Annotated in this window: 21 protein-coding genes and 2 pseudogenes; 7 read left to right on the top strand and 16 right to left on the bottom strand. The window is 68.7% G+C overall.

Translation table 11 applies throughout. From position 1 onward, the window contains the following. Positions 1-279 precede the first annotated feature (279 nt). From RUTHE_RS13545 to RUTHE_RS13515, 7 genes are all read right to left on the bottom strand, one after another. Positions 280-1,785 carry a multicopper oxidase family protein gene (locus RUTHE_RS13545; RefSeq protein WP_021099036.1) on the bottom strand — a complete coding sequence of 502 codons (1,506 nt, stop codon included), beginning with the start codon at positions 1,783-1,785 and terminating at the stop codon, positions 280-282. Between the two features lie 77 nt (positions 1,786-1,862). After that, a complete protein-coding gene (locus tag RUTHE_RS13540; protein WP_211217760.1) occupies positions 1,863-2,216 on the bottom strand; it encodes a hypothetical protein in 354 nt (117 codons plus the stop codon). Positions 2,217-2,431: 215 nt separating this feature from the next. Then, positions 2,432-3,595 carry a cytochrome P450 gene (locus RUTHE_RS13535; protein ID WP_021099034.1) on the bottom strand — a complete coding sequence of 388 codons (1,164 nt, stop codon included), beginning with the start codon at positions 3,593-3,595 and terminating at the stop codon, positions 2,432-2,434. Beyond that, a complete protein-coding gene (gene tpiA / locus RUTHE_RS13530) occupies positions 3,595-4,362 on the bottom strand; it encodes a triose-phosphate isomerase (protein ID WP_021099033.1) in 768 nt (255 codons plus the stop codon). Before tpiA ends, RUTHE_RS13535 begins: the two co-directional genes overlap by 1 nt. Before the next feature lie 67 nt (positions 4,363-4,429). Then, complete coding sequence (locus tag RUTHE_RS13525) at positions 4,430-4,792, bottom strand: HesB/IscA family protein (protein ID WP_021099032.1); 363 nt, start codon at positions 4,790-4,792, stop codon at positions 4,430-4,432. Positions 4,793-4,890: 98 nt separating this feature from the next. Next, positions 4,891-6,870 carry an OmpA family protein gene (locus RUTHE_RS13520; RefSeq protein WP_021099031.1) on the bottom strand — a complete coding sequence of 660 codons (1,980 nt, stop codon included), beginning with the start codon at positions 6,868-6,870 and terminating at the stop codon, positions 4,891-4,893. A 173-nt stretch (positions 6,871-7,043) separates the two neighbouring features. After that, positions 7,044-7,514, bottom strand: a complete 471-nt coding sequence (locus RUTHE_RS13515) for a hypothetical protein (protein WP_021099030.1) — start codon at positions 7,512-7,514, stop codon at positions 7,044-7,046. 167 nt (positions 7,515-7,681) lie between these two features. On the opposite strand from RUTHE_RS13515, the gene RUTHE_RS13510 reads away from it, so the two are divergent. From RUTHE_RS13510 to RUTHE_RS17820, 3 genes are all read left to right on the top strand, one after another. Continuing rightward, complete coding sequence (locus tag RUTHE_RS13510; RefSeq protein WP_021099029.1) at positions 7,682-8,926, top strand: acyl-CoA dehydrogenase; 1,245 nt, start codon at positions 7,682-7,684, stop codon at positions 8,924-8,926. 115 nt (positions 8,927-9,041) lie between these two features. After that, positions 9,042-9,371, top strand: a complete 330-nt coding sequence (locus tag RUTHE_RS17825) for a hypothetical protein (protein WP_021099028.1) — start codon at positions 9,042-9,044, stop codon at positions 9,369-9,371. A 136-nt stretch (positions 9,372-9,507) separates the two neighbouring features. Then, positions 9,508-10,002 (top strand): hypothetical protein, encoded by a 495-nt coding sequence (locus RUTHE_RS17820; RefSeq protein WP_021099027.1) that lies wholly within the window; start codon positions 9,508-9,510, stop codon positions 10,000-10,002. 15 nt (positions 10,003-10,017) lie between these two features. Here RUTHE_RS17820 and RUTHE_RS13500 read toward each other — a convergent pair whose 3' ends face one another. Beyond that, positions 10,018-10,629, bottom strand: coding sequence for a hypothetical protein (locus RUTHE_RS13500; protein ID WP_021099026.1), 612 nt, complete (start codon positions 10,627-10,629; stop codon positions 10,018-10,020). Positions 10,630-10,720: 91 nt separating this feature from the next. On the opposite strand from RUTHE_RS13500, the gene pyrC reads away from it, so the two are divergent. Next, entirely contained in the window at positions 10,721-11,779 is a 1,059-nt protein-coding gene (gene pyrC, locus RUTHE_RS13495; protein WP_021099025.1) for a dihydroorotase, read from the top strand. Beyond that, on the top strand, positions 11,776-12,450 hold the full coding sequence (locus tag RUTHE_RS13490; protein WP_021099024.1) for an orotate phosphoribosyltransferase: 675 nt from the start codon (positions 11,776-11,778) through the stop codon (positions 12,448-12,450). The genes pyrC and RUTHE_RS13490 overlap by 4 nt, the downstream gene beginning before the upstream one ends. Before the next feature lie 18 nt (positions 12,451-12,468). On the opposite strand, the gene RUTHE_RS13485 is transcribed toward RUTHE_RS13490, so the two are convergent. From RUTHE_RS13485 to rplU, 3 genes and pseudogenes are all read right to left on the bottom strand, one after another. Beyond that, positions 12,469-12,981 carry a GNAT family N-acetyltransferase gene (locus RUTHE_RS13485; RefSeq protein WP_021099023.1) on the bottom strand — a complete coding sequence of 171 codons (513 nt, stop codon included), beginning with the start codon at positions 12,979-12,981 and terminating at the stop codon, positions 12,469-12,471. A 250-nt stretch (positions 12,982-13,231) separates the two neighbouring features. After that, positions 13,232-13,501: a 50S ribosomal protein L27 gene (rpmA, locus tag RUTHE_RS13480; protein ID WP_021099022.1), complete on the bottom strand. Its 270-nt coding sequence runs from the start codon at positions 13,499-13,501 to the stop codon at positions 13,232-13,234. Positions 13,502-13,516: 15 nt separating this feature from the next. Then, positions 13,517-13,963 (bottom strand): annotated as a pseudogene (gene rplU, locus RUTHE_RS13475) (50S ribosomal protein L21); the annotation flags it as partial. Positions 13,964-14,194: 231 nt separating this feature from the next. Between rplU and RUTHE_RS13470 the strand changes: the two are divergent. Further along, positions 14,195-14,521, top strand: a complete 327-nt coding sequence (locus RUTHE_RS13470) for a hypothetical protein (RefSeq protein ID WP_040645943.1) — start codon at positions 14,195-14,197, stop codon at positions 14,519-14,521. A 66-nt stretch (positions 14,522-14,587) separates the two neighbouring features. Here RUTHE_RS13470 and RUTHE_RS13465 read toward each other — a convergent pair whose 3' ends face one another. The 5 genes from RUTHE_RS13465 to dapE all read right to left on the bottom strand — a co-directional run bounded on the left by RUTHE_RS13465 (position 14,588) and on the right by dapE (position 20,863). Next, positions 14,588-15,376 carry a DUF2059 domain-containing protein gene (locus tag RUTHE_RS13465; protein WP_021099019.1) on the bottom strand — a complete coding sequence of 263 codons (789 nt, stop codon included), beginning with the start codon at positions 15,374-15,376 and terminating at the stop codon, positions 14,588-14,590. A 338-nt stretch (positions 15,377-15,714) separates the two neighbouring features. After that, positions 15,715-16,884, bottom strand: a complete 1,170-nt coding sequence (locus tag RUTHE_RS13460; protein ID WP_021099018.1) for a lytic murein transglycosylase — start codon at positions 16,882-16,884, stop codon at positions 15,715-15,717. Between the two features lie 147 nt (positions 16,885-17,031). After that, complete coding sequence (gene rnr / locus RUTHE_RS13455) at positions 17,032-19,260, bottom strand: ribonuclease R (protein WP_021099017.1); 2,229 nt, start codon at positions 19,258-19,260, stop codon at positions 17,032-17,034. A gap of 44 nt (positions 19,261-19,304) precedes the next feature. Then, entirely contained in the window at positions 19,305-19,724 is a 420-nt protein-coding gene (locus tag RUTHE_RS13450; RefSeq protein ID WP_021099016.1) for a GNAT family N-acetyltransferase, read from the bottom strand. Next, positions 19,721-20,863: a succinyl-diaminopimelate desuccinylase gene (gene dapE / locus RUTHE_RS13445; RefSeq protein WP_021099015.1), complete on the bottom strand. Its 1,143-nt coding sequence runs from the start codon at positions 20,861-20,863 to the stop codon at positions 19,721-19,723. Before dapE ends, RUTHE_RS13450 begins: the two co-directional genes overlap by 4 nt. Between dapE and RUTHE_RS18695 the strand changes: the two are divergent. Next, a pseudogene (locus RUTHE_RS18695) lies at positions 20,862-21,872 on the top strand (Hint domain-containing protein); the annotation flags it as partial. The gene dapE and the pseudogene RUTHE_RS18695 sit on opposite strands and share 2 nt — an antisense overlap. Positions 21,873-22,040 lie beyond the last annotated feature (168 nt).

Genomic DNA, 22,040 nt, shown 5'->3' with positions numbered 1-22,040 from the left:
CAGGAATTTACACCAGCTTGACGGACGTGACCCCGTCTTCTGCTCGACAGTCCTTTCTGAACCGCCCAAGACGACCGGGCGCCGGGTTCCGATGGCCGCGCAGCCTCCCGGGTGGCCCAGCCGGTCAGGCACGTCCCGTGATGCCGGCGGCCGGCAGAGGATCCTGCCGCTCTTCCGCATCCCGGCCTTTTCGGGGCTGTCCATCGGGATCGGAGGGTCCTTCCGGGGGCGGCGGGCGCGCACGGGGCGCGCAGGCCCGCCGCCCCGTCAGAGAGGATCTCAGGCCGAGACGGCGAACTCGGTCATCATGCCGGTCGCCAGATGCGGCATGTGGTGGCAGTGGAGCATCCAGCGTGCGGCTTCGCCCGCGTCCAGCGCCACGTCCACCATCGCCATCGGCGGCACATAGACCGTGTCGCGCAAGGCGCCTGCCACGCGGCGTCCGTTCAACCCGACGACCTGGAACACATGGCCGTGCAGATGCATCGGGTGGCCCATCATCGACATGTTGTGGAACGAGAGCACGACCCGTTCCCCGCTGCGCGCGGTGATCGGCCGGTGCTGCCCCCAGACGGCGCCATCGATCGTCCAGACATAGGGCTGCATCGAGCCGCCCAGCATCAGCATCTGGCTGCGATCCACGGGGCGCTCCGGCAGGGCGCCCATCGCGACCAGCCGGGATTCCTGCGCCAGGTCGGTGTCGAAGGCAGGCGCTTCGGCCTCCGCCACGGCATCGAGGCGCCGCACCTCGGCACCGGGCGTGGCGAGGATCAGACCGGTGCGCTCCCTCGCCCCCTCGCGCAGCGCGAGGATCGGCCAGGCTCCGTTTTCGTTCGGCAGGTCGATCTCGAGATCGAGCCGCTGTCCCATGGCGAGCCCGAACCGGTTGCCCGGAAGCGGCTGCACCGCGTGACCGTCCGCCGCGACGAGGCGCGCCCCGGCCGAACCGGTGTCGATCCAGAACACCGTGGCGGCCGCGGCATTGATGACGCGGAGCCGGATGCGGCCGCCGCGTTCGACCTGCACCACCTCGGGATCCGACAGCGTCCGGTCATTGGCCAGATAGGCGTCCCAGTCGTAATCGTTCAGGTCCATGGCCATGCCGCCCATCATGCCGCCCATGCCCGGCATGGCGTTCATCCTGCCATGACCCATACCGCCCATGGCTGTCTCCGGCATGGACCGCGCGCCGCCGTGTCCGCCATGCGCGCCATGGCCGCCGCCCGCGTGACCGCCGCCGGCATGCCCGCCGGCGATCTCGGCCAGGACCTCTTCGGGCGCCTTGAACGAGAAGTCGTGCAGGAACATCACGACCTCCTGCCGGTCGGCGGCCAGATCCTCGGCCGAACGCACGATCAGAGGCGCCGCCAGAAGCTGCATCTCCTGCAAGGGCACATGGCTGTGCATCCAGTGCGTGCCGGGCCGCGCCTCGAAGTCGTAGGACCGCGCCTCGCCCGGCGCGAGCAGGGGCATCGGCATGTCGGGCACGCCGTCCTGCGCATTGGGCGGGATCTGCCCATGCCAGTGGATGATCGTCCCCACCTCCAGATCGTTGCGCAGATCGACCCGGAAACGCTGGCCAGGATCGAGCACCAGCCCCTGTCGGCCACCGGGCCCGGCGAGGCCGAAGACCGTGGCCGCGCGACCGTCGATGTCGAGCGTGCGCGTGGCCACGGCCAGGCGAATCGGGGCCGCCGCCTGCGCGAGGGCAAGACGGGGCATGTGCGCAACCGCAACGGCTGTTGCACTTGCGGCGAGAAAGCCGCGTCGTGAAATCCTGTTCATGGTCGTCTCCTCGGGACATCCCGTCCCGTTCATGCATGTCTGTGTGTGGGGCGCCGCAGGCGCCGGCGCGGGCAGGATCAGAGGAGACGCGGCTTCGGTGGACGTTCGGGCAGTTCCGGAGACCGGCCTTCGGCAGCCTCCGCAGCCGGAAACCGGTATCGGGGATGGTCCGGGCGCAGAACGGCCTCCTCATCCGGCATCACGGCAACAGCCAGGATGCCGCTGCAGGCATAGACACAGAGCGCTGCGCTCATTGCATCGCAGCCATGGCGATCCGTGCAGCCGTCGGCATCGCCCACTTCATGGATCATCATGTCGGCATGAGAGGCGTGGTCCATCCCCGCGCTCATCCCCGCAGCGCGGCCGGACGCCACCGCGATCAGGAGGACCGCAGCCAGGACAACCAGCATGGACCACAGACGCAGAACCATGCGCCATGAATAGCGTCTCTCCCCCAGGCCCGTCCATTTCGGCCGGTTCATCTTCGCCGATCCTCCGGCTCTGTTGCCCCCTGCCCTGCCATGTCCGAGGACCGGCTTACCTGCTGCCTTGCCGCGAGGGACTTGCCCATGAGCCCCCCGGGGCAGAAGGCCCGAAGGCGGCTGGCCGGCCAGGACGGTCGGGGCGCCCCCGGACCGCCCCGGCCCTAGACTTCCACCATGAGCCGTTCGAGCCCATGGAAATGGTAGACATCCGCATAGACCGGCGGCGCCACAAGGCGCAGGCCCGGGCAGCGGGCAAGAAGGCGGCGCAGGCCGATCAGCAGCTCCAGCCGGGCCAGCGGCGCACCGACGCAGAAATGGATCCCCGCCCCGAAGGCGACATGCGCCGCACCCTTGCGCGCCGGATCGAAGCCGGCGGGATCTGCATAGGCCTCCGGGTCACGGTTCGCCGCCCCCAGCAGCAGTGCCACACGATCACCGCGGCGGAAGGGAAACCCGAACAGGTCGCAGTCCTCATAGACCCAGCGGGTGAACATGTGCAGCGGCGGATCCCATCGCAGGATCTCTTCCACGACGGTTTCATCCACCTCGCGGATCCCGTGCTGCATCAGGGCCTTCGCGCCATTACCCAGGCTGTGAACGGTTGCTTCGTGGCCGGCATTGAGCAGCAGGATGCAGGTCGTCACCATCTCGTCGGTGGTCAGACGGTGGCCTTCCTCCTCTGCGGCGATCAGGGCAGAGAGAAGATCGTCGCCCGGCTGTCTGCGGCGCCGGGCGATCGTCTCCTCCACGAAGGCGCGGAAGGCGATGCTGGCCTGAACGGCCGCATCCTCCATCGCCCGTGTGCGGCGGGCCTGATACATGCCGACCATCGCATTGGACCAGCGCAGCAGATCCGGGGCACGCTCCTCCGGCACACCCAGCAGCCGGGCGATGACGACGACAGGGATGACGCGCCCATAGGCCTCCAGCAGGTCGAACGGGCCGCGGGGGAAACGGTCGATCAGATCGTCACAGAGCGTCTCGATCTCAGGCCCCAACGCGGCGATCCGGCGCGAAGTGAAGGCGCGCAGCACCAGACCGCGCAGACGCGTGTGGCGCGGCGGCTCCAGCTCCAGCATGGAATGCGCCTCGATGTCGTAGAAGGGGCGCAGATGAGGGGGGATGGCGGGCTCGAAGCCGGATGGCGCCTCGCGCCCGAGACGGCGGTCGCGCAGCAGGGCCGAGACGGCGCGGTGGGACACGGCACAGGGCAGGCCGTAATCCTCCCACCAGAACAGGTCCCCCCCGGCCCGTGCGCGGTCATAGAAGGGATAGGGATCCTGCACGAAGGCCGGATCGGTCGGAGACTGCGACAGCCGCCGCATCAGTCCCCCCCGCCCTGTCTCGCCGCGGCTTCGAGGGCCCTGACGATGGGGGAGAAATCCGCAGCCCTGAGGGAGGCCCCGCCCACCAGAGCCCCGTCCACATCGGGAATGGCAAAGATCTCGGCGGCGTTCGATGGCTTGACCGAGCCGCCATAGAGCAGCCGGACATGAGCCCCTTCGGTTCCGATACGCGCCGAGAGGCGGTTGCGCAGGAAGGCGTGAACCTCGGCAATCTGGTCCGCATCGGGTGTCAGACCCGTCCCGATGGCCCAGACCGGCTCATAGGCGATCACGGTATTGCTGCCGGTTGCCCCTTCAGGCACCGAAGTGTCGAGCTGATGGCCCACGACCTCGAGCGTGCGCCCCCCCTTGCGCTCCTCCAGCGTCTCACCGACGCAGATGATGGCGACAAGGCCGGCACGGTGGGCGGCTTCGGCCTTGGCACAGATCTGTTCGTCCGTCTCGCCATGATCGGTGCGACGCTCGCTATGGCCGAGGATGACATAGGCCGCGCCGGCATCGCGGAGCTGGACGGCGGCAATATCGCCGGTATGAGCGCCCGAATCGGCCGCATGACAATCCTGTCCGCCGATCGCCAGCGCGTGATGCCCCTTGGCCTGCGCCATCGGGGCGATCAGCGTCGCCGGCGGGCAGATCACGAGATCGACCAGCGGCGAGGGATGAGCGGCCATCAGCGCCTCCACCTCCGCGAGGCTGGCGGCAGTGCCGTTCATCTTCCAGTTCCCTGCAACAAGCCGGCGGCGCATCGGAATCCCTCCCCTTGCGGTCGGAAAGGGGCTTAGCAGCGGGCCGGGCGACGGGGAAGCGTCCGCCTCATGAAGCCGAAGCCGGATCGGCGAACTTGACGGATTCGCCGCAGCCGCAGGATTCGACCACATTGGGATTGCGGAACCGAAAGCCGGACTCCAGCAGTCCCACCTCGTAGTCGATTTCCGTGCCGATCAGGAACATCTGGGCCATCGGCGCGATCAGCACGCGCGCCCCATCCTGCTCCACGACCTCGTCCATGGGTTCGGCGGCATCGGCCCATTCCATCGTGTATTCCATGCCGGCGCAGCCGCCCTTGCGCACGCCGATCCGCAGGCCGTGGCGGCCTTCGCGCTCCATCATCCGCTGGATCTGACGGACAGCGGCGGGGGTAAGGGTAACAGCCTGCCTGCCGGGGATCGAGAACATCGCAAAGCCTCCTCGGGCCTGAGAGATAGGCGCAAGGCCCCGACAGGAAAAGGGGGGCGCAAGGCCCCCCTGCCCGTCCGGCCGGCTCTTGCGGCCGATCAGTTCGATGCGATCTGCAGCAGCGGCGTGATCCGGCGCACCGTGGCGCGACGGTTGGCCTGCTCGGCGGCCTGGGTCGGCACCTTGAGGAAGCGCTCGCCATAGCCCTGCACGACAAGGTTCTCCGGCGGAATGTCGAAGTTCTGCGACAGGGCCAGGGCGACGGATTCGGCCCGCCGGTCCGACAGGGCCAGGTTGTAGGCGTCCGACCCCACGGCATCGGTATGCCCTTCGATCAGGAACACCTCGCGCGGGTTCTGGCGGATCGCTTCCTCCATCAGCAGTCCGACCCGGACGAGATTCGACAGCTGCGAGCCGGGAATCGCGGCCGAGCCGGTTGCGAAGGTGATGTCGTCGAGGGAGATGGCGGGGGCGAGATTGCGCACGGCCTCGATCTCGCGGATCTGGCGGAGCGAGAAGGTGCGGCCCGCATCATAGGTCGGCCGGGCAAAGAGCACGTCCTGGATGGCCTGCTCGCTCAGTCCGGAGGCCGAGACCTCCACCGGCGGCGGGGCCACCTCGACAAGGCTGCGCACATCCACGGGGGCCACCGGAGCGCCCAGATCGTCGATCAGCGCCACGCGCGTGCCGTCCGCCAGAACCCGTTCGCGTCGCAGGACGCGGCCCGTGGCGTCACGGATGGTCACGACCTGGGTGCCGTCAGGACGTTCGAGGATGGTCCGGCTCGATCCGTCCGAGAAGGTTTCGGTCCGCACCGTGGAGCCGGGCTGACGCAGGATCGCATCATCGTCGCGATAGACGACCAGGCCCCCATCGGGATCGCGCGTCACCACGCGGTCGCCGGAATTCGCCACCACCTGCTGGCCGTTGTTGAGGATCGCGCCCACCGCGACAGCCCCGAGACCGACAAGCAGCGCCTTCTCGAGATCGCTCAGGCCGCGATCTCTGTTCCCCGCCTCGGAGGCCGCCGTCGTCTCGGCCGTCACCGGGGTATCGAAGTCCTCCTCGCTGGAGCGGAAATCCTCTTCGGTCACGGTCACGACCTCGACGGATTCCGGTTCGGCCGCTGCCTCTTCGCCGGGTTCGGCAGTCGCAGCGACAGGCTCCGGCGTGGGTTCGGCCACGGTCGGATCCACGAACTCCTCGGCCGTTCCGGGTGAAGCCTCGACGGTTTCGCTGGCTTCGGCAGGGGGCGGCTCGGCTGTCTCCGCACCATCCGTCGCGGAGCCGGCGCCTTCGACCGCCTCGCCCTCGACCGCATCGACAGCGGCATCGACCTCTGCCCCGGTTCCGTCTGCAGGGACGGTCTCTTCGCCGGTCGCGGCAGGCATGAAGCCCTCCTCTGCGACCGGCTGTTCGACCGCAGGAATCGGGGCATCGGTCTGGGTCTCCGGGGCCGGCTCGACCGCATCTGACGCAGGCTCTTCCGGCGCAGGCTCTGTCGCCGGTTCCGCCGCAGGCTCCTCCATGACCGGTTCCGTCACCGGCTCCTCGGAGGGCATCACCTCCGCCTCGGCTTCCGCAGCGGCTTCGGCTTCCGCAGCGGCGGCCGCTTCTGCCGCTTCTGCAGCGGCTGCGGCCTCCTGTTCGGCCTGGAGACGCGCGGCCTCCTCGGCAGCCGCCGCTTCTGCGGCCGCCGCGGCCGCGGCCTCGGCGCCCTGGGCGTCCACATCCCCGGCTGCCTCCCCGGCTACTTCCCCGGCCGCCTCGACGCCGCCCGTTCCGGCCTCGCCCCCGGACGCGGCCGCATCGGGCGCGGGAGACGGAGACTCGGAGACAGGCGCCTCCTGCACGGGAAGCAGATCTTCCGGCGCAACCGGCACGATGGCGCCATCGGCCCCCATGACATGCGGTGTGCCCTGTTCGGGCTCCCCTTCCGGGCAGGGGGGCTCGCTCAGGTCGAGGCAGAGCAACACGGTGTCCTGGGCACGGGCTGCGGGCACCAGAGCCCCCTGCGGCAGCAGAAGCGAAAGGGTGGCGACAAGCGCGGTGCTCGTGCGGAATGGTCTTAGGGTCATCAGATGTCCTTCCTCCGGTCGGCCGGGCCGGAGAGGCCCGCCCGTCAACGCATGAGCCGGGACATGGTTTCCCGAGGACCGCTAGGCAATAGCAGCCTCACCGAAACCCCTGACCACGGGCTTGCAGCCTTGCGGCCATCGGGGAAAGAGGCGTCACGGGGGCCGGACAGCCCTCAGTAGGGCAGTTCGGTGATGATGAGCTGGCCGGGCAGCCCACGGCCTCCGCCATAGGCACCGATCCAGATGTCATAGAGGCCCTGCTGAGGGTTCTGGAAGGTGATCGCGGGGTTCGTGCCGCGCACATCGTCCGAATAATACCACTGCCCGTCCGGCGCATTGACAAGCAGAACGGTATCCCAGCTGGATTGCACTGCAATGGTGAGCTGGCTGGAGTTACCCCGCCAGTAGAGATCGAAGTCGGGACTTGCGGCGACCGAGCCGCCCCAGCCTGCAGATCCGAAACAACGGGCAAGGTCATAGCGCCCCCCCGCCGTGATGTTGCGCACATAGGGATCCGGCGTGAAACCCGCCCAGAGTTCGATCTGCCCGAAGGACGGGGCCGCCTGCCAGTTCGGACAGGCCTGGGCGGAGCTGGCGGCCAAGAGGACAAGAGCCGCGGCAGCGGCTGAAACGAGATGTGGCATGTGACCCTCCCCCAAAGCCGACGGACCCATCGGACGCAGGGTCAGCATGCTTCGATTTCTCATTTGATGTCAAAATCTTTCTGAACCTTACAGGCACAGGGTCCGGCTGGCACGGTTGCCCCCGCCGGTCCGGCGCGCTAGGCTTTGGCATCCATTCGGAGAAGAGCATGCCCGACGACGCCCGGACTCCCGCGAGCCCCCCTGTCACGGCAGATGACGGTCATGGTCCCTCACTCGCCGCCTTCGACTGGGCGGATCCGCTGCGGCTCGAGGATCAGCTGTCCGAGGATGAACGGATGCTGCGCGATGCCGCCGCCGCCTTCGCCGCCGACTGCCTCGCCCCGCGCATCCGGGACGCCTATCGCGAGGAGCACACCGATCCCGGCATCTTCCGAGAGATGGGGGGGGGCCGTCTGCTGGGCCCGACAATCCCCGAGGACTATGGCGGGCTGGGCGCAGGCTATGTGGCCTATGGCCTGATCGCGCGCGAGGTGGAGCGGATCGATTCCGGCTATCGCTCGATGATGTCGGTCCAGTCCTCGCTGGTCATGTATCCGATCCATGCCTATGGCTCCGAGGCGCAGAAGCGCCGCCTGCTGCCCGCCCTCGCCGCGGGCGAACTGATCGGCTGCTTCGGTCTGACGGAACCCGATGCCGGATCGGATCCCGCGGGCATGCGCACAAGGGCGCGCAAGGTGGCAGGGGGCTATGTGCTGGACGGCACAAAGACCTGGATCTCCAATGCCCCCATCGCCGATGTCTTTGTCGTCTGGGCCCGGTCCGAGGCTCACGAGGGGCGCATCCGGGGTTTCGTGCTCGAGAAAGGCATGAAGGGTCTCTCGGCCCCGCGGATCGACGGCAAGCTGTCCCTACGCGCCTCCGTGACCGGTCAGATCGTCATGGAAGGCGTCGTGGTGCCGGAGGAGGCGCTGCTGCCGGGTGTCGAGGGGCTCAAGGGGCCCTTCGGATGTCTCAACAGGGCTCGCTATGGCATCAGCTGGGGCGTGATGGGCGCGGCCGAAGCCTGCTGGCACACCGCCCGCCAATATGGGCTCGATCGCCGGCAGTTCGGCCGCCCGCTGGCACAGAACCAGATCTTCCAGAAGAAACTCGCCGACATGCAGACCGAGATCGCCCTGGGCCTGCAGGGGGCGCTTGCGCTCGGGCGGATGATGGAGAGGGGACGCGCCGCACCCGAAGCCATCAGCCTGATGAAGCGCAACAATTGCGGCAAGGCCCTGGCCATCGCGCGCGAGGCGCGGGACATGCTGGGAGGCAACGGCATATCGGATGCCTTCCCGGTCATGCGCCACATGATCAATCTCGAGACCGTCAACACTTATGAAGGCACGCACGACATCCATGCCCTGATCCTGGGCCGGGCACAGACCGGTCTTCAGGCCTTCCATTAGGCATCCGGCGCCGGGCCGGAAAATGGCCCGGCGCTTCCCCGCTTTGGCCGCAAAGCGCCGTCAGGGTGTAACGGAACAGCTCCAGACGCCCCTCTGCCCCGAGCGAGACCCGGCCATGACCAGCACCATCCCTGATCTTCTCGATCTCGACCTGTCCGACCTGTCCGAGGAGGAATGGCTTGCCCGCCTCGATGCCCTGGGAGAGGAACATGGCTTCTTCGAGCGGATGGGGCGGGAGCATGCGGCGCTGTTCATCGACGCCGGCAAGAAGCTTCTGGTCGCCTTCGAGACGATGGAAGCAGCACGGAGCGCGCCTAGTTCGGCACCACTCGGGTTCGATCATGTGACGCGCAACGGATGGTCGCTTCTGGCCCCTGTTCTCGCGGGGGGAGACCTGGTTCCGCGATCCGGCGGTCTGGGGCACCTTCGACCGGCTGACCGATGACGGCTTCTTCGAGGATTTCGATGCCGTCCTGTTCACGGGGACGGGGTCTGCCGGTTATGCCGCCGCTGCCTTCTCGGTTGCCGCTCCCGGAGCGCGGGTCCTGGCGCTGCGGCCCTATGCGACGCTCGATCCGGCCGTGGCCGGATGGGACCGGCGTCATCTCCGCGAACGCCGGCGGGACTTCACGACCCGCTACGGCTTTGCCCCGGAGATGGTGGATGCCGCCAAGGCGGCCTTCATTCTCCACGATCCCGGCTATGCACCGGATGCGATGCATGCGGCGCTGTTCCACAAGCCCCATGTGACGGCGCTGCGCTGCCCTCTCGCGGGGACGCGCATCGAGGCGATCCTCGATCAGATGGCGGTGATGCCGGAACTTGTGACCCTGGCGATGGAGGGCCGCCTCGACCGGCTGTCCTTTGCCCGGCTGTGGCGGGCGCGGCGCACGCATCCGACCTATCTGCGCGGCCTGCTCAAGCGGCTCGAGGCAGCTGGGCGCAAGGGCCTGGCGATCCGGGTCTGCCGCCACGGCCTCACCACACGCGACCGCCCCCTGTTCGAGCGCAAGCTTGCAGAGCTGACAGGCGAGACATCCCCGGCACGGCAGACGCCCACCCATGCCGCCGAATGATTACTTGCGGGCTGGTCACTTGCGGGCCGGTGTCATCCCCACCGGGGTCTTGGCACTCGCCTGACTGCCGTCATACTGGCTCGAGACAACGATCCCGATGCCGATGGCGGGCAGATAGGACGCATGCAAGGTCAGCCCGCCCTCCTCTTCCCAGTCATAGCGCAGGACCATATCGATCGTCTCGTAATCGCAGCCGCTCAGGCGCAGGGGCCGGCCGCCAGCGGCCAGACGGATGGTCGTGATCTCGGGCCTCTCGGTCCCGTCGGCAAAGCGGTTGATCGTCTGGCCGCTCCATTCCATCCCGGCCGCCGGACGCGGCAGATCGGACAGCGGCACGGGAAACAGGATGTCGAGCCGGCTGCCCGCCACCTCCTCTCCTGTCTCGTCGATCTGGAACTCCTCGAAATAGTAGATGCCCCATGCCGCACGGAGCTGCAGGGTCGGGTGGCCATCCGCAAACTCCTCGACCACGCGCAAGGTGCCATCGGCCATCCGCTGCATCGTCGTCAGATCGCCATTGTCGAAGCTGATGACGACCCCGCGTCCGAGAGCCGTCGCATCGAGGCACTGGCAGACTGCCATCGCCGGAGCGACGGCAAGGAGCACGAGACTGGCGATGCGGAACATGGGGTCCTCTCCCGGGCCGGGTTGCCGCCATCATGACCCCTGGCTGTCCGTCTGCCTAGCCGCGAACCAGCCGGCATGCTAGGAGGCCCCCATGCCGCAGCCCGACCAGACCCGCCTCATCCTCCGCCGACCCGACGACTGGCATCTGCATCTGCGTGATGGGGCCATGTTGCGTGGCGTCCTTCCCGACAGCGCGCGCGATTTCGGCCGGGCCCTGGTCATGCCGAATCTGACACCGCCCGTGACCACGGGCCCCGAAGCCGCCGCCTATCGCGACCGCATCCTGGCGGCCCTGCCGCCCGGCAGCCGCTTTCAGCCGCTGATGACCCTCTACCTGACCGAGGCCACGACCCCCGACCAGGTGGCCCAGGCCCAGGCCAGCGGTGCGGCGCATGCGGTCAAGCTCTATCCGGCCGGGGCAACGACCAACTCCCATGCCGGCGTGCGCGACATCGAGACCGTCCGACCGGTCCTGGAACGGATGGCCGAGATCGGCATGCCGCTCTGCATCCATGGCGAGGTAACGGACCCCGATGTCGATATCTTCGACCGCGAAGCCGTGTTCCTCGACCGTGTCGTGAAGCCGTTGCACCGGCGCATTCCCGATCTGCGCATCGTTCTGGAGCATGTCACGACCCAGGACGCCGTGGACTTCGTGCGCGACAGCCCGCGCCATGTCGCCGCGACGATCACCGTCCACCACCTTGTCATCAACCGCAATGCCATGCTGGCGGGTGGCATCCGGCCGCATTTCTACTGCAATCCCGTCGCCAAGCGCGAGAAGCATCGCCTGGCCCTTGTCGAAGCGGCCATCTCCGGCGATCGGCGATTCTTCCTCGGCACTGACTCGGCCCCCCATACGGATGAGGCCAAGCTCTCTCCCTGCGGCTGTGCGGGCATCTACACCGCACCGGTGGCGCTGCCCGTGCTGGCAGAGGTCTTCGAGGCCGCCGGACGGCTGAACCGTCTGGAGGCCTTCGTGTCCCTCAACGGCGCGCAGGTCCATGGCGTTCCCCCCGCCGAGGATCGCATCACGCTGGTCCGTGGCGAGCCCTGGTCCCCCCCGGCCCGTATCATGACCGAAGCCGGGCCGGTCACGGTCTTCGATCCCGGCTTTCCCCTTCACTGGCACGTCGAGCGTCCTTCATGATCCCTGCCGCCTTTCCTTCGCGCGAAGAGATTGCACGGCTTTCGGCAGCAATGCTGCTCGAGGCTGGCTGCGTCGCCTTCAATGCGCGTGAACCCTTTGTCCACGCGTCGGGGCGTCGGGCCCCCACCTATATCGACTGCCGCCGTCTCATCGCCTACCCGCGCATCCGCTCGGTGCTGATGGACTTCATGGCCGCGACGGTCATGCGCGAGGCCGGGGCAGAGGCCTTTGACGTGATCGCCGGCGGCGAGACGGCGGGTATTCCCTTCGCTGCCCTGCTGGCCGATCGGCTGGCGCTGCCGATGGCCTATGTCCGCAAGAAGCCCAAGGGCTATGGCCGCAACGCGCGCATCGAGGGCCTCATGCCGGAAGGCGCGCGCGTCCTGCTGGTGGAGGATCTGGCCACCGACGGCGGCTCCAAGCTCTCCTTCATCGAGGCCATCCGGGAGACGGGAGCCACCTGCGCGCACACGGCCGTCGTCTTCGCCTATGGCATCTTCCCGGCCATGGAGGCGCGGCTGACCGAAGCCGGTGTGGCGCTGCATGCGCTGTGCCGCTGGGCCGATGTGCTGGAAGAGGCGCGCCGCCGCGGTGCGTTCGATGCCGGAACGCTCGATGCGGTGGCGGCCTATCTGGCAGCCCCGGAAGACTGGGCCCCTGTCACGGCCTGACAGCTCACGGCCTGACGGTCACGACCTGATCTGCAGCGCATAGGTCCAGGTCGGCACGATCTGTCCGCGTGCGACGCAGAAGGCTTCGGCATCGCCCAGATATTCGAAGCCCGCATGTGTGAGCGCGCGGGCGCCGCCCGGATGATCCTGAAACACCTCGGCAAAGATCGCATCGCTGCCATGCGGATTGGCGGCGACGATGGCACGGACCGCCTCGCGCGCGAGGCCGGTGTTCCAGTAGGGCGGCGCGACCCAGAAGCTGATCTCGTCCTGCGCGCGATCGAGGGGCATCAGATGGATGAGGCCCAGAAACTCGCCCATGCCGCTTGCAGAGCCGTCCAGCGCCCAGATGTCTTCGCTGCGCGATGGGCTCAGCGCCCTCTCGACCAGGGCTTCGGCCGCACCGGGGGGGTAGGGATGGGGAATCGACCGCGTCCCGCGGGCAACCCGGGCATCGCCGGCAAAACAGGCGATGGGGCCTGCATCCGACCGGCGCAACGGCCGCAGGACGAATCGTCCGGCCGCGATCATCGGCTGAGTCCGAAGAGGAGAGGCGGGACGAAACGCGGACGCAACACTCATGGCAACCGACTCATGGTTTCTTTCCGATCACCGTTCCGACGGGCAGGATTCTGGCGTGGAAATGGTGTCGATTTGCTGAAGGATCGAGGCTCCGGCGCCGGCCCGGGGGATCTGCTGCACGGACGCCACAGGCCTATCAAAGCGAACGGGGGCCGGCCTGTCCGCCGACCCCCGTCTGGGATGTCCTGTGGAGTGAGGCCTATTCGGCGGCGTCGGCAACCGGGACCACGGACACGAAAGTTCGCCCTTTCAGACCCTTGCGGAAGGTCACCCGACCTTCGGCCACGGCATAGAGCGTGTGGTCAACCCCCATGCCGACACCGGCGCCGGGCCAGACCTTCGTGCCGCGCTGACGCACGATGATGTTACCGGGGATGACGATCTCACCCCCGAATTTCTTGACGCCGAGACGCCGTCCGGCGCTGTCGCGCCCGTTGCGGGAGGACCCGCCGGCCTTCTTGTGTGCCATGGTTCCTGCTCCTTAGGCTTCGGCCGGTCCTGCGGACCGGGTATTGGCGGCAGTCTTGCGGCCCCGCGCCCCGGGCGCTGCGGCGGGCGCGGTTCCTGCTTCGGCCGTCTGGCGGGACGCGGCTCCGATGGCGGCCTTCACGCCCGAACTTTCGGCACCCGAGGCCAGGATCTCGGTGATGCGCACAAGGGTGAGCTGCTGACGATGCCCCTTGGTCCGCTTCGAGGAATGCTTGCGGCGGCGACGCACGAAATGGATGACCTTCTCGCCCTTGATCTGGTCGATCACCGTCGCCTGCACGCCGGCACCCGCGACAAGGGGCGTGCCGATCCGGTCGCCCACCATCAGCACATCGTTGAACTGGATCGTCTCGCCCGGCTCGGCGGCGAGTTTCTCGACGCGCAGCACCTGACCGGGCTGAACCCGGTATTGCTTGCCGCCGGTCCTGAGAACCGCGAACATGAATCGTCCTTCCCGTCTGTCGCGCCCTGCGGCCCCCCGTTTCCGGGATGTTCCAGGACCCTGACGGCCCCGCCTTCGGGCAGCGCGCCCCTTTCGGGGCGTCCGTTCCATCCCCGGCACGGAACCGCCCGCGCCGTGCCCGGCCGGGGCCGTGCCCTTGCCGGGATGGTGGCTTATCTGCGCAACTGCGGGCCGAGTCAACCCGTCCCGACCTGTCCGGATGCCCTGCAGATGCCACCGCGTTTCGTCGTCTTCTTCTCTCTCCCGCTCCTTCTTGCCGCCTGTGCGGCTTCGCCCGGTCTCAATGTCGGTGCCCTGATGAACCCCGCCGAGGCGCAGCGGCGCGGTGCCGTGGAACTGGCCGTCAAGACGGCCTTCCCCGGCATCCTGAACGAGATCGCGGCCGGCGGGGGACCCTCGCTCACCGCAGCGATGGATGCCGCCGGCGTGCCGCCCGGCGACCGGGCCGCACGCATTCTCCAGCTCCAGGGCGACATCAGCCTCTACGGCTCCAACCCCGCCGCACTGGCTGCGGCTCTCCTCCTGTATGGTCGCTGATCGGCCTGCCTGCGACGCCGACAGGGATGATGGGGGATCACGCGGCTTGCCAGCGCCTGGCGGGGCTCAGATCTGGCGTGTCGTCATGTAGTGGGCGGCCGCCAGTCCCAGCGTGCGGGAAATCTCGATGTAGAGGCGATCGAAGGCCGCATTCAGGGCATGCGTCAGGTCACGGCCGGCAGGGCTTTCGGTGAAGGCGATCAACGCCTCGATGTCGGCGTCGGGAACATCCTCATAGGCCTTCAGAAGGAAGGCATAGACCCATTCGGTGGTCTCGGCCCGGATCCGGGCTTCCTGCGCCCAGACATCCCCCGTGACGTCGCTGCCGGTCGTCCCGTCCCCCAAGGCCCCGCCATCCAGAAGGGCCATGAGATAGGCATGATTGGCATTCATGGCCGAGGCAACATTGCTGTCGATGACATCCGCCGCATCGATGTAGCGGCGCAGCAGGTCGAGACGGGGATCGGATGCGGCCATGGCCACCGCCGCGGCCTCCTTGGCCGCCATCTCCTCGTCCGGGGAGAGCATGGCTTCGCGCGCGGCCAGTTCCCGCGCGACGATGCTGCGGCCCGGTTCGGTCTCGAAGAAGGCCGCCATGGCCGCCGCATCGCGCCCCGCGAGTTCCTGCGTCAGTGCGGTCAGCAGGGTCCTTTCCATCACCCCCGGATCGTGGATGCGGGCGACAAGATCCGTCCATTCCGGCGGGATCGGACCGGCCCCGAAGATCTGCCCGGCCATCTCCTCGCCCTGGATGCTTCCCTCGCGCGAGAGGACGTCGATGATGCCGGGCAGCAGCAGGGCCTCGAAGACGCGCCGGGCGGCCTCTGGCGCGGGCCGTTCGGCCGCGGGCGGCATGCCCCCACCCGAAGCCGCCCCCTCCTGCGCCGCCGGCAGGACGGGGGTCAGGACGGGGACGACAAGTGCAACAAGAAGCGCAAAAAGGGCGGCGGCGCGGCTCGTGAGGCGGGGGCATGGAACGGGATCCTCCTGACGCCCGACGAAGGAAGGGCGCCCCCCCGAGATAGACGAAGCACAACCCGGCGCAAGCCGCGCGGGGCCGGGCAGGCGCCACCTCGCGCCCTTGTCAGCGGCGGTCTTCTGCCGGTGACCGGCCCGTCAGCCGGAGGTCTGCCTTGTGCCGCAGGCAAGGTCCGCGACCGCGTGTTTCCCGCCGTTCCGATCTTCGCGTCTGTCTAGCGCAGCGCCTGCAGCACCGAGGGCTCGGCAAAGCCGGTCGGGGCCATCCCGCGCGAGGTCTGGAAGTCGCGGATCGCCTGGATCGTGCGCGGCCCGATGGTGCCGTCCGTCCCCCCCGTGTCGAAGCCGCGCGCCGTCAGCCTTTCCTGCAGCTCGATCCGCTCTGCCAGCGTCAGGGGCCGTTCAGAGGAAAAGAGGCCCGGCAACGGGGGTCGCCCCTGCAGGCGATCGCTCAGATGACCCACGGCGATCGCATAGCTGTCGGAGCTGTTGTAGCGCCTGATGACATCGAAGTTGTGGAACACGCGGAAGGCCGGTCCGCCCGCGCCGTCGGGCTGGATCACGCGCCCGCCCGTCCCGCCGGTGCCGAAGCGGCCCCATGGCTCGCCCCGGCGCCAGCCATGACGCGACAGATAGGCCGCGGTGGAGGCCAGCGCGTCGGTCGGGTCGTCCGACCAGATGTCTCGCCGGCCATCGCCATCGAAATCCACCGCATAGGCCTCGAAACTGGTCGGGATGAACTGTGTGTGGCCCATGGCCCCCGCCCAGCTTCCCTTCATCGCGGCGGGGCTGACATCGCCTCGGGCAAGGATGCGCAGCGCCGCGATCAGCTGGTCCTCGAAGAACGATGCGCGGCGTCCCTCATAGGCCAGCGTGGAGAGGGCCGATATCACGGGCACATCGCCCCGCCGGGTGCCATAGGTGGATTCGATACCCCAGATGGCCGCGACAACCGGGGCCTCGACACCATATCGCGCCTCGATCCGCGCAAGCGTCCCCGCATGACGGCGCAGCGCCTGCTGTCCCATCTCGACCCGCGCGTCCGAAACCGCCGTCAGCAGATAATCGGAAAGCGAGCGGCGGAACTCGGCCTGGTTGCGATCGCGTGCAATGACTTCGGGAATGAAGCCGGCCTGTGCAAAGGCCGCGTTCAGCGTGGCTTCGGGAATGCCTGCGGCACGGGCACGTGGCAGGAAGGCGCGCACCCACACGTCGTAGCCCGGATCGGGCACAGCGATCCATGGATTGGCCTGCGCGGCCTGTCCCGGAGGCAGGCCCATCCCGCCCCGGCGCGCCCCGCAGGCCGCCAGCAGCCCCATTCCCACCCCTGCGATCAGAGCCCGCCGCGTCACGCCTTCTTCTGCTGCGGCCCGCGGTGTCGCCATGCTGTCGCCCTCCTGCCTGTCGTGCTGCCTCTTTCTTGCCGGCAGGCTAGACGGCGGGGCCTCATGGCGAAAGGTCAAAAGGGCTCCGACCTGCGATCCGGGGCGGCTCTCCGCCGCCGGCACCGAAAGATCAGCAACGCCATCGCCTCAATGCCGCCGCCGGATCGCCGACCGCCTTGCACCCGGGCGCCTGCCCTTGCGGCGGGGCAACGGCTGATCCTCGACCGACAAGAGCTCGAGCAGGATCCCGCCCGTCACGGGCGCCACCTCGGCGAGCTTCACGCTCACGCGCAGGCCAGGGGCGAAGGTCACGCCCGATGCGGCCCCCGTCAGCGTCTGATCGCGCGCATCGAAACGCCAGAACTCCTCGCCCAGTGACCGGACGGGGACAAGGCCGTCGGCCCCTGTCCCGTCCAGCTTCACGAACAGCCCGAAGCGCTGCACCCCGCTGATCCGTCCCCCGATCTCTGTCCCCACGCGATCGGCCAGGAAGGCCGCGAGATAGCGGTCGGTCGTGTCCCGCTCGGCCTGCATCGAACGCCGTTCGGCAGCGGAGATCATCTCGCCCGTCTCCTCGAGCCGCTCCACATCGAGCGCCGAAAGCCCGTCCGCCTGCGGATCCGGCCCCCAGCCATGGGCAGCGATCAGCGCCCGATGCACGATCAGGTCGGCATAGCGGCGGATGGGCGAGGTGAAATGCGCGTAATGCCGCAGGGACAGGCCGAAATGCCCATAGTTGTCGGGTGTGTAATAGGCCGCGGGCATGGACCGCAGCGTGGCCATGTTGATCAGCTCGGCCTGATCGGTTCCTGCCGCCTGCGCAAGCAACCGGTTGAGATGCGCCGTCTTCAGCACCTGCCCCTTGGCAAGCACCAGTCCCGAGGCCTCGGCCACCTCGCGCAGCGCCTCGAGCTTGAGCGGATCCGGTTCCTCGTGGACGCGGAACAGGAGCGGCCGGCGGCGGCGGATCAGTTCCTCGGCGGCGGCGACATTGGCGAGGATCATGAATTCCTCGATGAGGCGATGCGCATCGAGACGTTCCTTGAACGCGACAGAGACGACCTTGCCGGCCCCGTCGAGGACGGTCCGCCGTTCGGGCAGGTCGAGCTCGAGCGGCTCGCGTTCGCTCCTGGCGCGTTCCAGCGCCCGATAGGCGGCATAGAGCGGTTGCAGGACCCCCTCGAGCAGCGGGGCTGTCCGTTCGTCAGGCCGCCCGTCCACCGCCGCCTGCACCGAACCGTATTCGAGCGAGGCCCGGCTGCGGATCATCCCCCGGACGAAGTGGTGGTCGATCTTCCGCCCCATCGCATCGATGCGCATCCGCACGGCGATCACCGCCCGGTCCACGCCTTCATGGAGCGAGCAGAGATCACCCGACAGCCGGTCGGGCAGCATCGGCACCACCCTGTCGGGAAAGTAGGTGGAGTTGCCGCGCAGACGCGCCTCGGCATCCAGGGCGGATCCGGGACGGACATAGAAGGCCACATCGGCGATGGCGACCCAGACGACAAAGCCCCCCTCGTTGGCGGGATCCTCGTCGGGGATCGCGAAGACGGCATCGTCGCGGTCGCGGGCGTCCTCCGGGTCGATGGTGACAAAGGGCAGGTCCCGGAGATCCTCGCGCCCGTCCATCCCCGCCGGCTCGGCGGCCTCGGCCTCGGCGATCGCGGAATCGGGAAAGACATCGGGAATGCCATGTTCGTGGATGGCGATGAGAGAGACCGACCGCGGCGCTGTGGGATCGCCCAGCCGTTCCACGATGCGCGCCCGGGGCAGGCCCATGCGGCCGCTGCGGCGCTCGGCAGCCTCGGCTTCCACGAGCTCGCCATCCTGCGCCCCGCCGTCCATGCCGGGCGGCACGATCCATTCACGCTCGTCCCCCTTGCCGAGCGGCAGGATGCGTCCGCCTGCACCCTCCTTGCGGAAGATGCCGAGCATCCGCGCCGGGGCCGCGGCAAGCCGCTTGATGGGTCGCGCGGCATAGGGCGTATCCTCTCCCGGTGTCGGCGCAATCCGTGCGAGCAGGCGGTCCCCCGGACCGAGCCCCCGGTCCGTCGCACGCGGCTGCACGCGGATCGAGGGGGCCTGTTCCTCTCCCTCCCGGTTCAGGGGCCGGGCGAGCAGATCGCCATCCCGGTCGATCCCGGTGATCTCGATTACCATCACCGGCGGCAAGCCCCCCGCCGCAGGCTCGCGCTCCCGCCGCTTGCGGCGCGGCTCGATCTCGCCATCGCGCTCCATCTCGCGCAGAAGCGCCTTGAGGTCGTTCTTGTCCGCGCCCCGCAACCCGAAGGCCCGGGCGATGTCGCGGCGACCGGCATCGGGGTTGTCGGCGATCCAGTCGAGGATGGCGCGGCGGTCAGGGCGGTTTTTCATGGATACCCCCTAGCACGCCCGCATCGCGGCGGAAACGCCCGCCGTCAGAACGTCATCCGCATCGCACGGTGGGGAATGCCGGCATCGTCGAATTCCGGCCCGTAGGCTTCCCAGCCCAGCCGTTCATAGAACGGCAGGGCATGACACTGCGCCGCCAGATGCGCCTCGTGCAGGCCGCGGCGGCGCAGGGCCGCGACGGCCTCTGCCATCAGGGCGGCGCCGATTCCCCGGCCCCGCATCTCGCGCAGGACCGCCACGCGGCCGATCTTGGCCTGATTTCCCCCGATCAGGATCCGCGCCGTCCCCACCGGACGACCGTCCAGCAGGGCCAGCAGATGCACCGCACCGTCATCGAGCCCGTCCAGCTCGAGGGCTTCGGGCACGGCCTGTTCCTCGATGAAGACCCTGCGCCGCAGGGCCAGGCAGGCCGCCAGATCGCCTGTTTCCCCGACCGTCAGGGTCATGCGAAATAATCCTTCAGGATCCGGCCATAGAGCCGGGCCAGCGCCTCGATGTCGGCCACCCTCACATGTTCGTCCACCTGATGCATGGTTGGCCCCGGCAGACCCAGCTCCAGCACCGGGCAATGCGCCCGGATGAAGCGGGCATCCGAGGTTCCGCCCGTGGTGGACATCTCGGGCTTCTGTCCCGTCTCTGCCTCCACCGCGCGCGCCACGAGATCGGTGAAGGGTCCGGGCGGGGTCAGGAAGGCCTCGCCAGAGACATGCAGGGCCAGATCGACCGACACGCCGAAGTCCTCCGCGATACGCCCCGCCTCCTCCCGCAGCCGGACCTTGAGAGAGGCCCCGGTATGGAGATCGTTGAAACGGATGTTGAGGGCGGCGCGGCAGCGTGCAGGGATCACGTTGGTTGCGGCGTTGCCCGTGTCGATCGTCACCGGTGCGAGGGTGGAGGGGCCGAAATGCTCCGTCCCGTGATCGAGAGGTTGCGAGGCAAGTCGGTCCACCAGTCGTGCCATGGCGGCAACGGGATTGCGCGCACGCTCCGGATAGGCGGCATGGCCCTGTCGCCCTTCGACCGTCAGATGCGCCGTCAGGGATCCGCGCCGCCCGATCTTGATGACGTCGCCGGGCCGTTCTGCGGCTGTCGGCTCTCCCACCAGGCAGACACTCATCCTCTCGCCCCGTTCCTGCATCCAGTCGAGCAAGGCCACCGTGCCGTCCGTCGCCTTCCCCTCCTCGTCGCCGGTGATGGCCAGCAGGATCGCCCCATCGGGCGGCAGATGCGGGGCCATCCGACAGGCTGCGGTGACAAAGGCCGCGATGCCCGACTTCATGTCGGCCGCACCGCGCCCCCAGAGACAGCCATCCTCGATGAGGCCGCCGAAGGGATCCCGTGTCCACAAGGCCCTGTCGCCCGGGGGCACGACATCGGTATGGCCGTTGAACCCGAAGCTCCGCGCCGCGCCCTTGGCCCCGAGACGGGCAAACAGGTTGGGCGTTCCGTCCCGATCCACCCGTTCGCAGGCAAAGCCGGCGTCCTCGAGAACATGCCGGAGCAGGGCGAGCGCGCCGCCCTCCTCCGGCGTGACCGAAGGGCATCGCACGAGATCGGCAGCAAGCCGGACGGGATCGGGGATCATGACGCCTCTTGCAGGGCTCTTGCAGGGACAGGCCGGCACAGCCCTAGCGCGGCCTGCACGGCAGGCGCAACCGGGGGCACGGGACAGGCGGCGGTCGGATCGTTTCGTATTCCGAGATTATCATCAAACAGAACCGCGACTGTCCCGGATACAGCAGCAGCGACACAGTCGCCTCCGAAAATCCGCCCGGATCCCCGGCCGCCTCGCCCCCCCGCCAGGACGCCTCTATAGCTCGGCCCACAAGCGGATCTGTGGGGGACGGATGGCCTGGATCGGCCTTGCGGGTGCCTGGCAGGGGGCGGATGCGCGGCCGTCCGGCCCGGCTCCGATGGCTCTGGGCACGATCCTTCTGGAGACCCGGGTGCCGGCAGCCCCGATGGCGACCCTCCTGCGCCACATGCTGCGCGATCCCGTCCCTGCGGGGCTTGTCCTGCGGCTGTGCCCGGCGGGGCTGGATGTCCTCCTGTCTCGGGATGGGCAAGCCGTTGCTCATCATCTGCCCCTACCCCCCCTTCGTCAGGGTGAGACGCTCCGCATGGCGTTCAACTGGGACGGGACGGTGGGTGCCCTGTCCGCCTGGCTGCCGGATCGCGGCCTTTTCCGGGCGGTGCCCGCCATTGGCCCCTCTCCGCCCGTGTCGCCTCATGCCCGATCGGACGATCACGCTGATCACCGGAATGGCCTCCTCTGGGCAGCCCTGACGGATCGGTGGATGCCCGCGGGTCCACCCCCGCTCCTGCCTGGCGATGCCCCCGTCGCCACCCCTGCAGGCCCCCGCCCCCTGGCCTCGCTGCGGCGCGGCGACGCCGCCCTGGGTCCTGATGGTCGGCCGGTGCCGATCCTGCATCGGTGCAGGGCAGACTGGCCTGCCCTGGGCGGGCTGGCGCCGGTGCGCCTTGCCGCACCCCGCTTCGGCCTGAACCAGGACCTGGTTGTCGGGGCCGAACAGGCGCTCGTCATACGGGGCAGCGCAGTCGAGTATCTGTTCGGCACCGAGAGTGTCGCAGTGCCGGCGGGCCTGATCGGCAGCCCGGTCGCCGGGTCTGCGGTCCGATACTGGCATGGAGTCTTCACGGCGGACGGGGCGCCCATCCTCGTGGCAGGGGCGGCGATGGCGACACTGGATGCCCGTGCGGTCCTTCATGGACGCGTCGCGCAGGCGCTCTCGCCCCTGTCG

Origin of the sequence: Rubellimicrobium thermophilum DSM 16684 (assembly GCF_000442315.1) — a bacterium.
GTDB classification, from domain to species: Bacteria; Pseudomonadota; Alphaproteobacteria; order Rhodobacterales; family Rhodobacteraceae; genus Rubellimicrobium; species Rubellimicrobium thermophilum.
Note: the sequence above shows the minus strand (reverse complement) of the source record. Positions and strands in the feature narration are given on the sequence as shown.

Bases quoted from the DNA above. Each gene is read 5' to 3' on its own strand.
- RUTHE_RS13545 (WP_021099036.1), bottom strand. From the start codon at position 1,785: ATGAACAGGATTTCACGACGCGGCTTTCTCGCCGCAAGTGCAACAGCC.
- RUTHE_RS13540 (WP_211217760.1), bottom strand. From the start codon at position 2,216: ATGGTTCTGCGTCTGTGGTCCATGCTGGTTGTCCTGGCTGCGGTCCTC.
- RUTHE_RS13535 (WP_021099034.1), bottom strand. From the start codon at position 3,595: ATGCGGCGGCTGTCGCAGTCTCCGACCGATCCGGCCTTCGTGCAGGAT.
- tpiA (WP_021099033.1), bottom strand. From the start codon at position 4,362: ATGCGCCGCCGGCTTGTTGCAGGGAACTGGAAGATGAACGGCACTGCC.
- RUTHE_RS13525 (WP_021099032.1), bottom strand. From the start codon at position 4,792: ATGTTCTCGATCCCCGGCAGGCAGGCTGTTACCCTTACCCCCGCCGCT.
- RUTHE_RS13520 (WP_021099031.1), bottom strand. From the start codon at position 6,870: ATGACCCTAAGACCATTCCGCACGAGCACCGCGCTTGTCGCCACCCTT.
- RUTHE_RS13515 (WP_021099030.1), bottom strand. From the start codon at position 7,514: ATGCCACATCTCGTTTCAGCCGCTGCCGCGGCTCTTGTCCTCTTGGCC.
- RUTHE_RS13510 (WP_021099029.1), top strand. From the start codon at position 7,682: ATGCCCGACGACGCCCGGACTCCCGCGAGCCCCCCTGTCACGGCAGAT.
- RUTHE_RS17825 (WP_021099028.1), top strand. From the start codon at position 9,042: ATGACCAGCACCATCCCTGATCTTCTCGATCTCGACCTGTCCGACCTG.
- RUTHE_RS13500 (WP_021099026.1), bottom strand. From the start codon at position 10,629: ATGTTCCGCATCGCCAGTCTCGTGCTCCTTGCCGTCGCTCCGGCGATG.
- pyrC (WP_021099025.1), top strand. From the start codon at position 10,721: ATGCCGCAGCCCGACCAGACCCGCCTCATCCTCCGCCGACCCGACGAC.
- RUTHE_RS13490 (WP_021099024.1), top strand. From the start codon at position 11,776: ATGATCCCTGCCGCCTTTCCTTCGCGCGAAGAGATTGCACGGCTTTCG.
- RUTHE_RS13485 (WP_021099023.1), bottom strand. From the start codon at position 12,981: ATGATCGCGGCCGGACGATTCGTCCTGCGGCCGTTGCGCCGGTCGGAT.
- rpmA (WP_021099022.1), bottom strand. From the start codon at position 13,501: ATGGCACACAAGAAGGCCGGCGGGTCCTCCCGCAACGGGCGCGACAGC.
- RUTHE_RS13470 (WP_040645943.1), top strand. From the start codon at position 14,195: ATGCCACCGCGTTTCGTCGTCTTCTTCTCTCTCCCGCTCCTTCTTGCC.
- RUTHE_RS13465 (WP_021099019.1), bottom strand. From the start codon at position 15,376: ATGCCGCCCGCGGCCGAACGGCCCGCGCCAGAGGCCGCCCGGCGCGTC.
- RUTHE_RS13460 (WP_021099018.1), bottom strand. From the start codon at position 16,884: ATGGCGACACCGCGGGCCGCAGCAGAAGAAGGCGTGACGCGGCGGGCT.
- rnr (WP_021099017.1), bottom strand. From the start codon at position 19,260: ATGAAAAACCGCCCTGACCGCCGCGCCATCCTCGACTGGATCGCCGAC.
- RUTHE_RS13450 (WP_021099016.1), bottom strand. From the start codon at position 19,724: ATGACCCTGACGGTCGGGGAAACAGGCGATCTGGCGGCCTGCCTGGCC.
- dapE (WP_021099015.1), bottom strand. From the start codon at position 20,863: ATGATCCCCGATCCCGTCCGGCTTGCTGCCGATCTCGTGCGATGCCCT.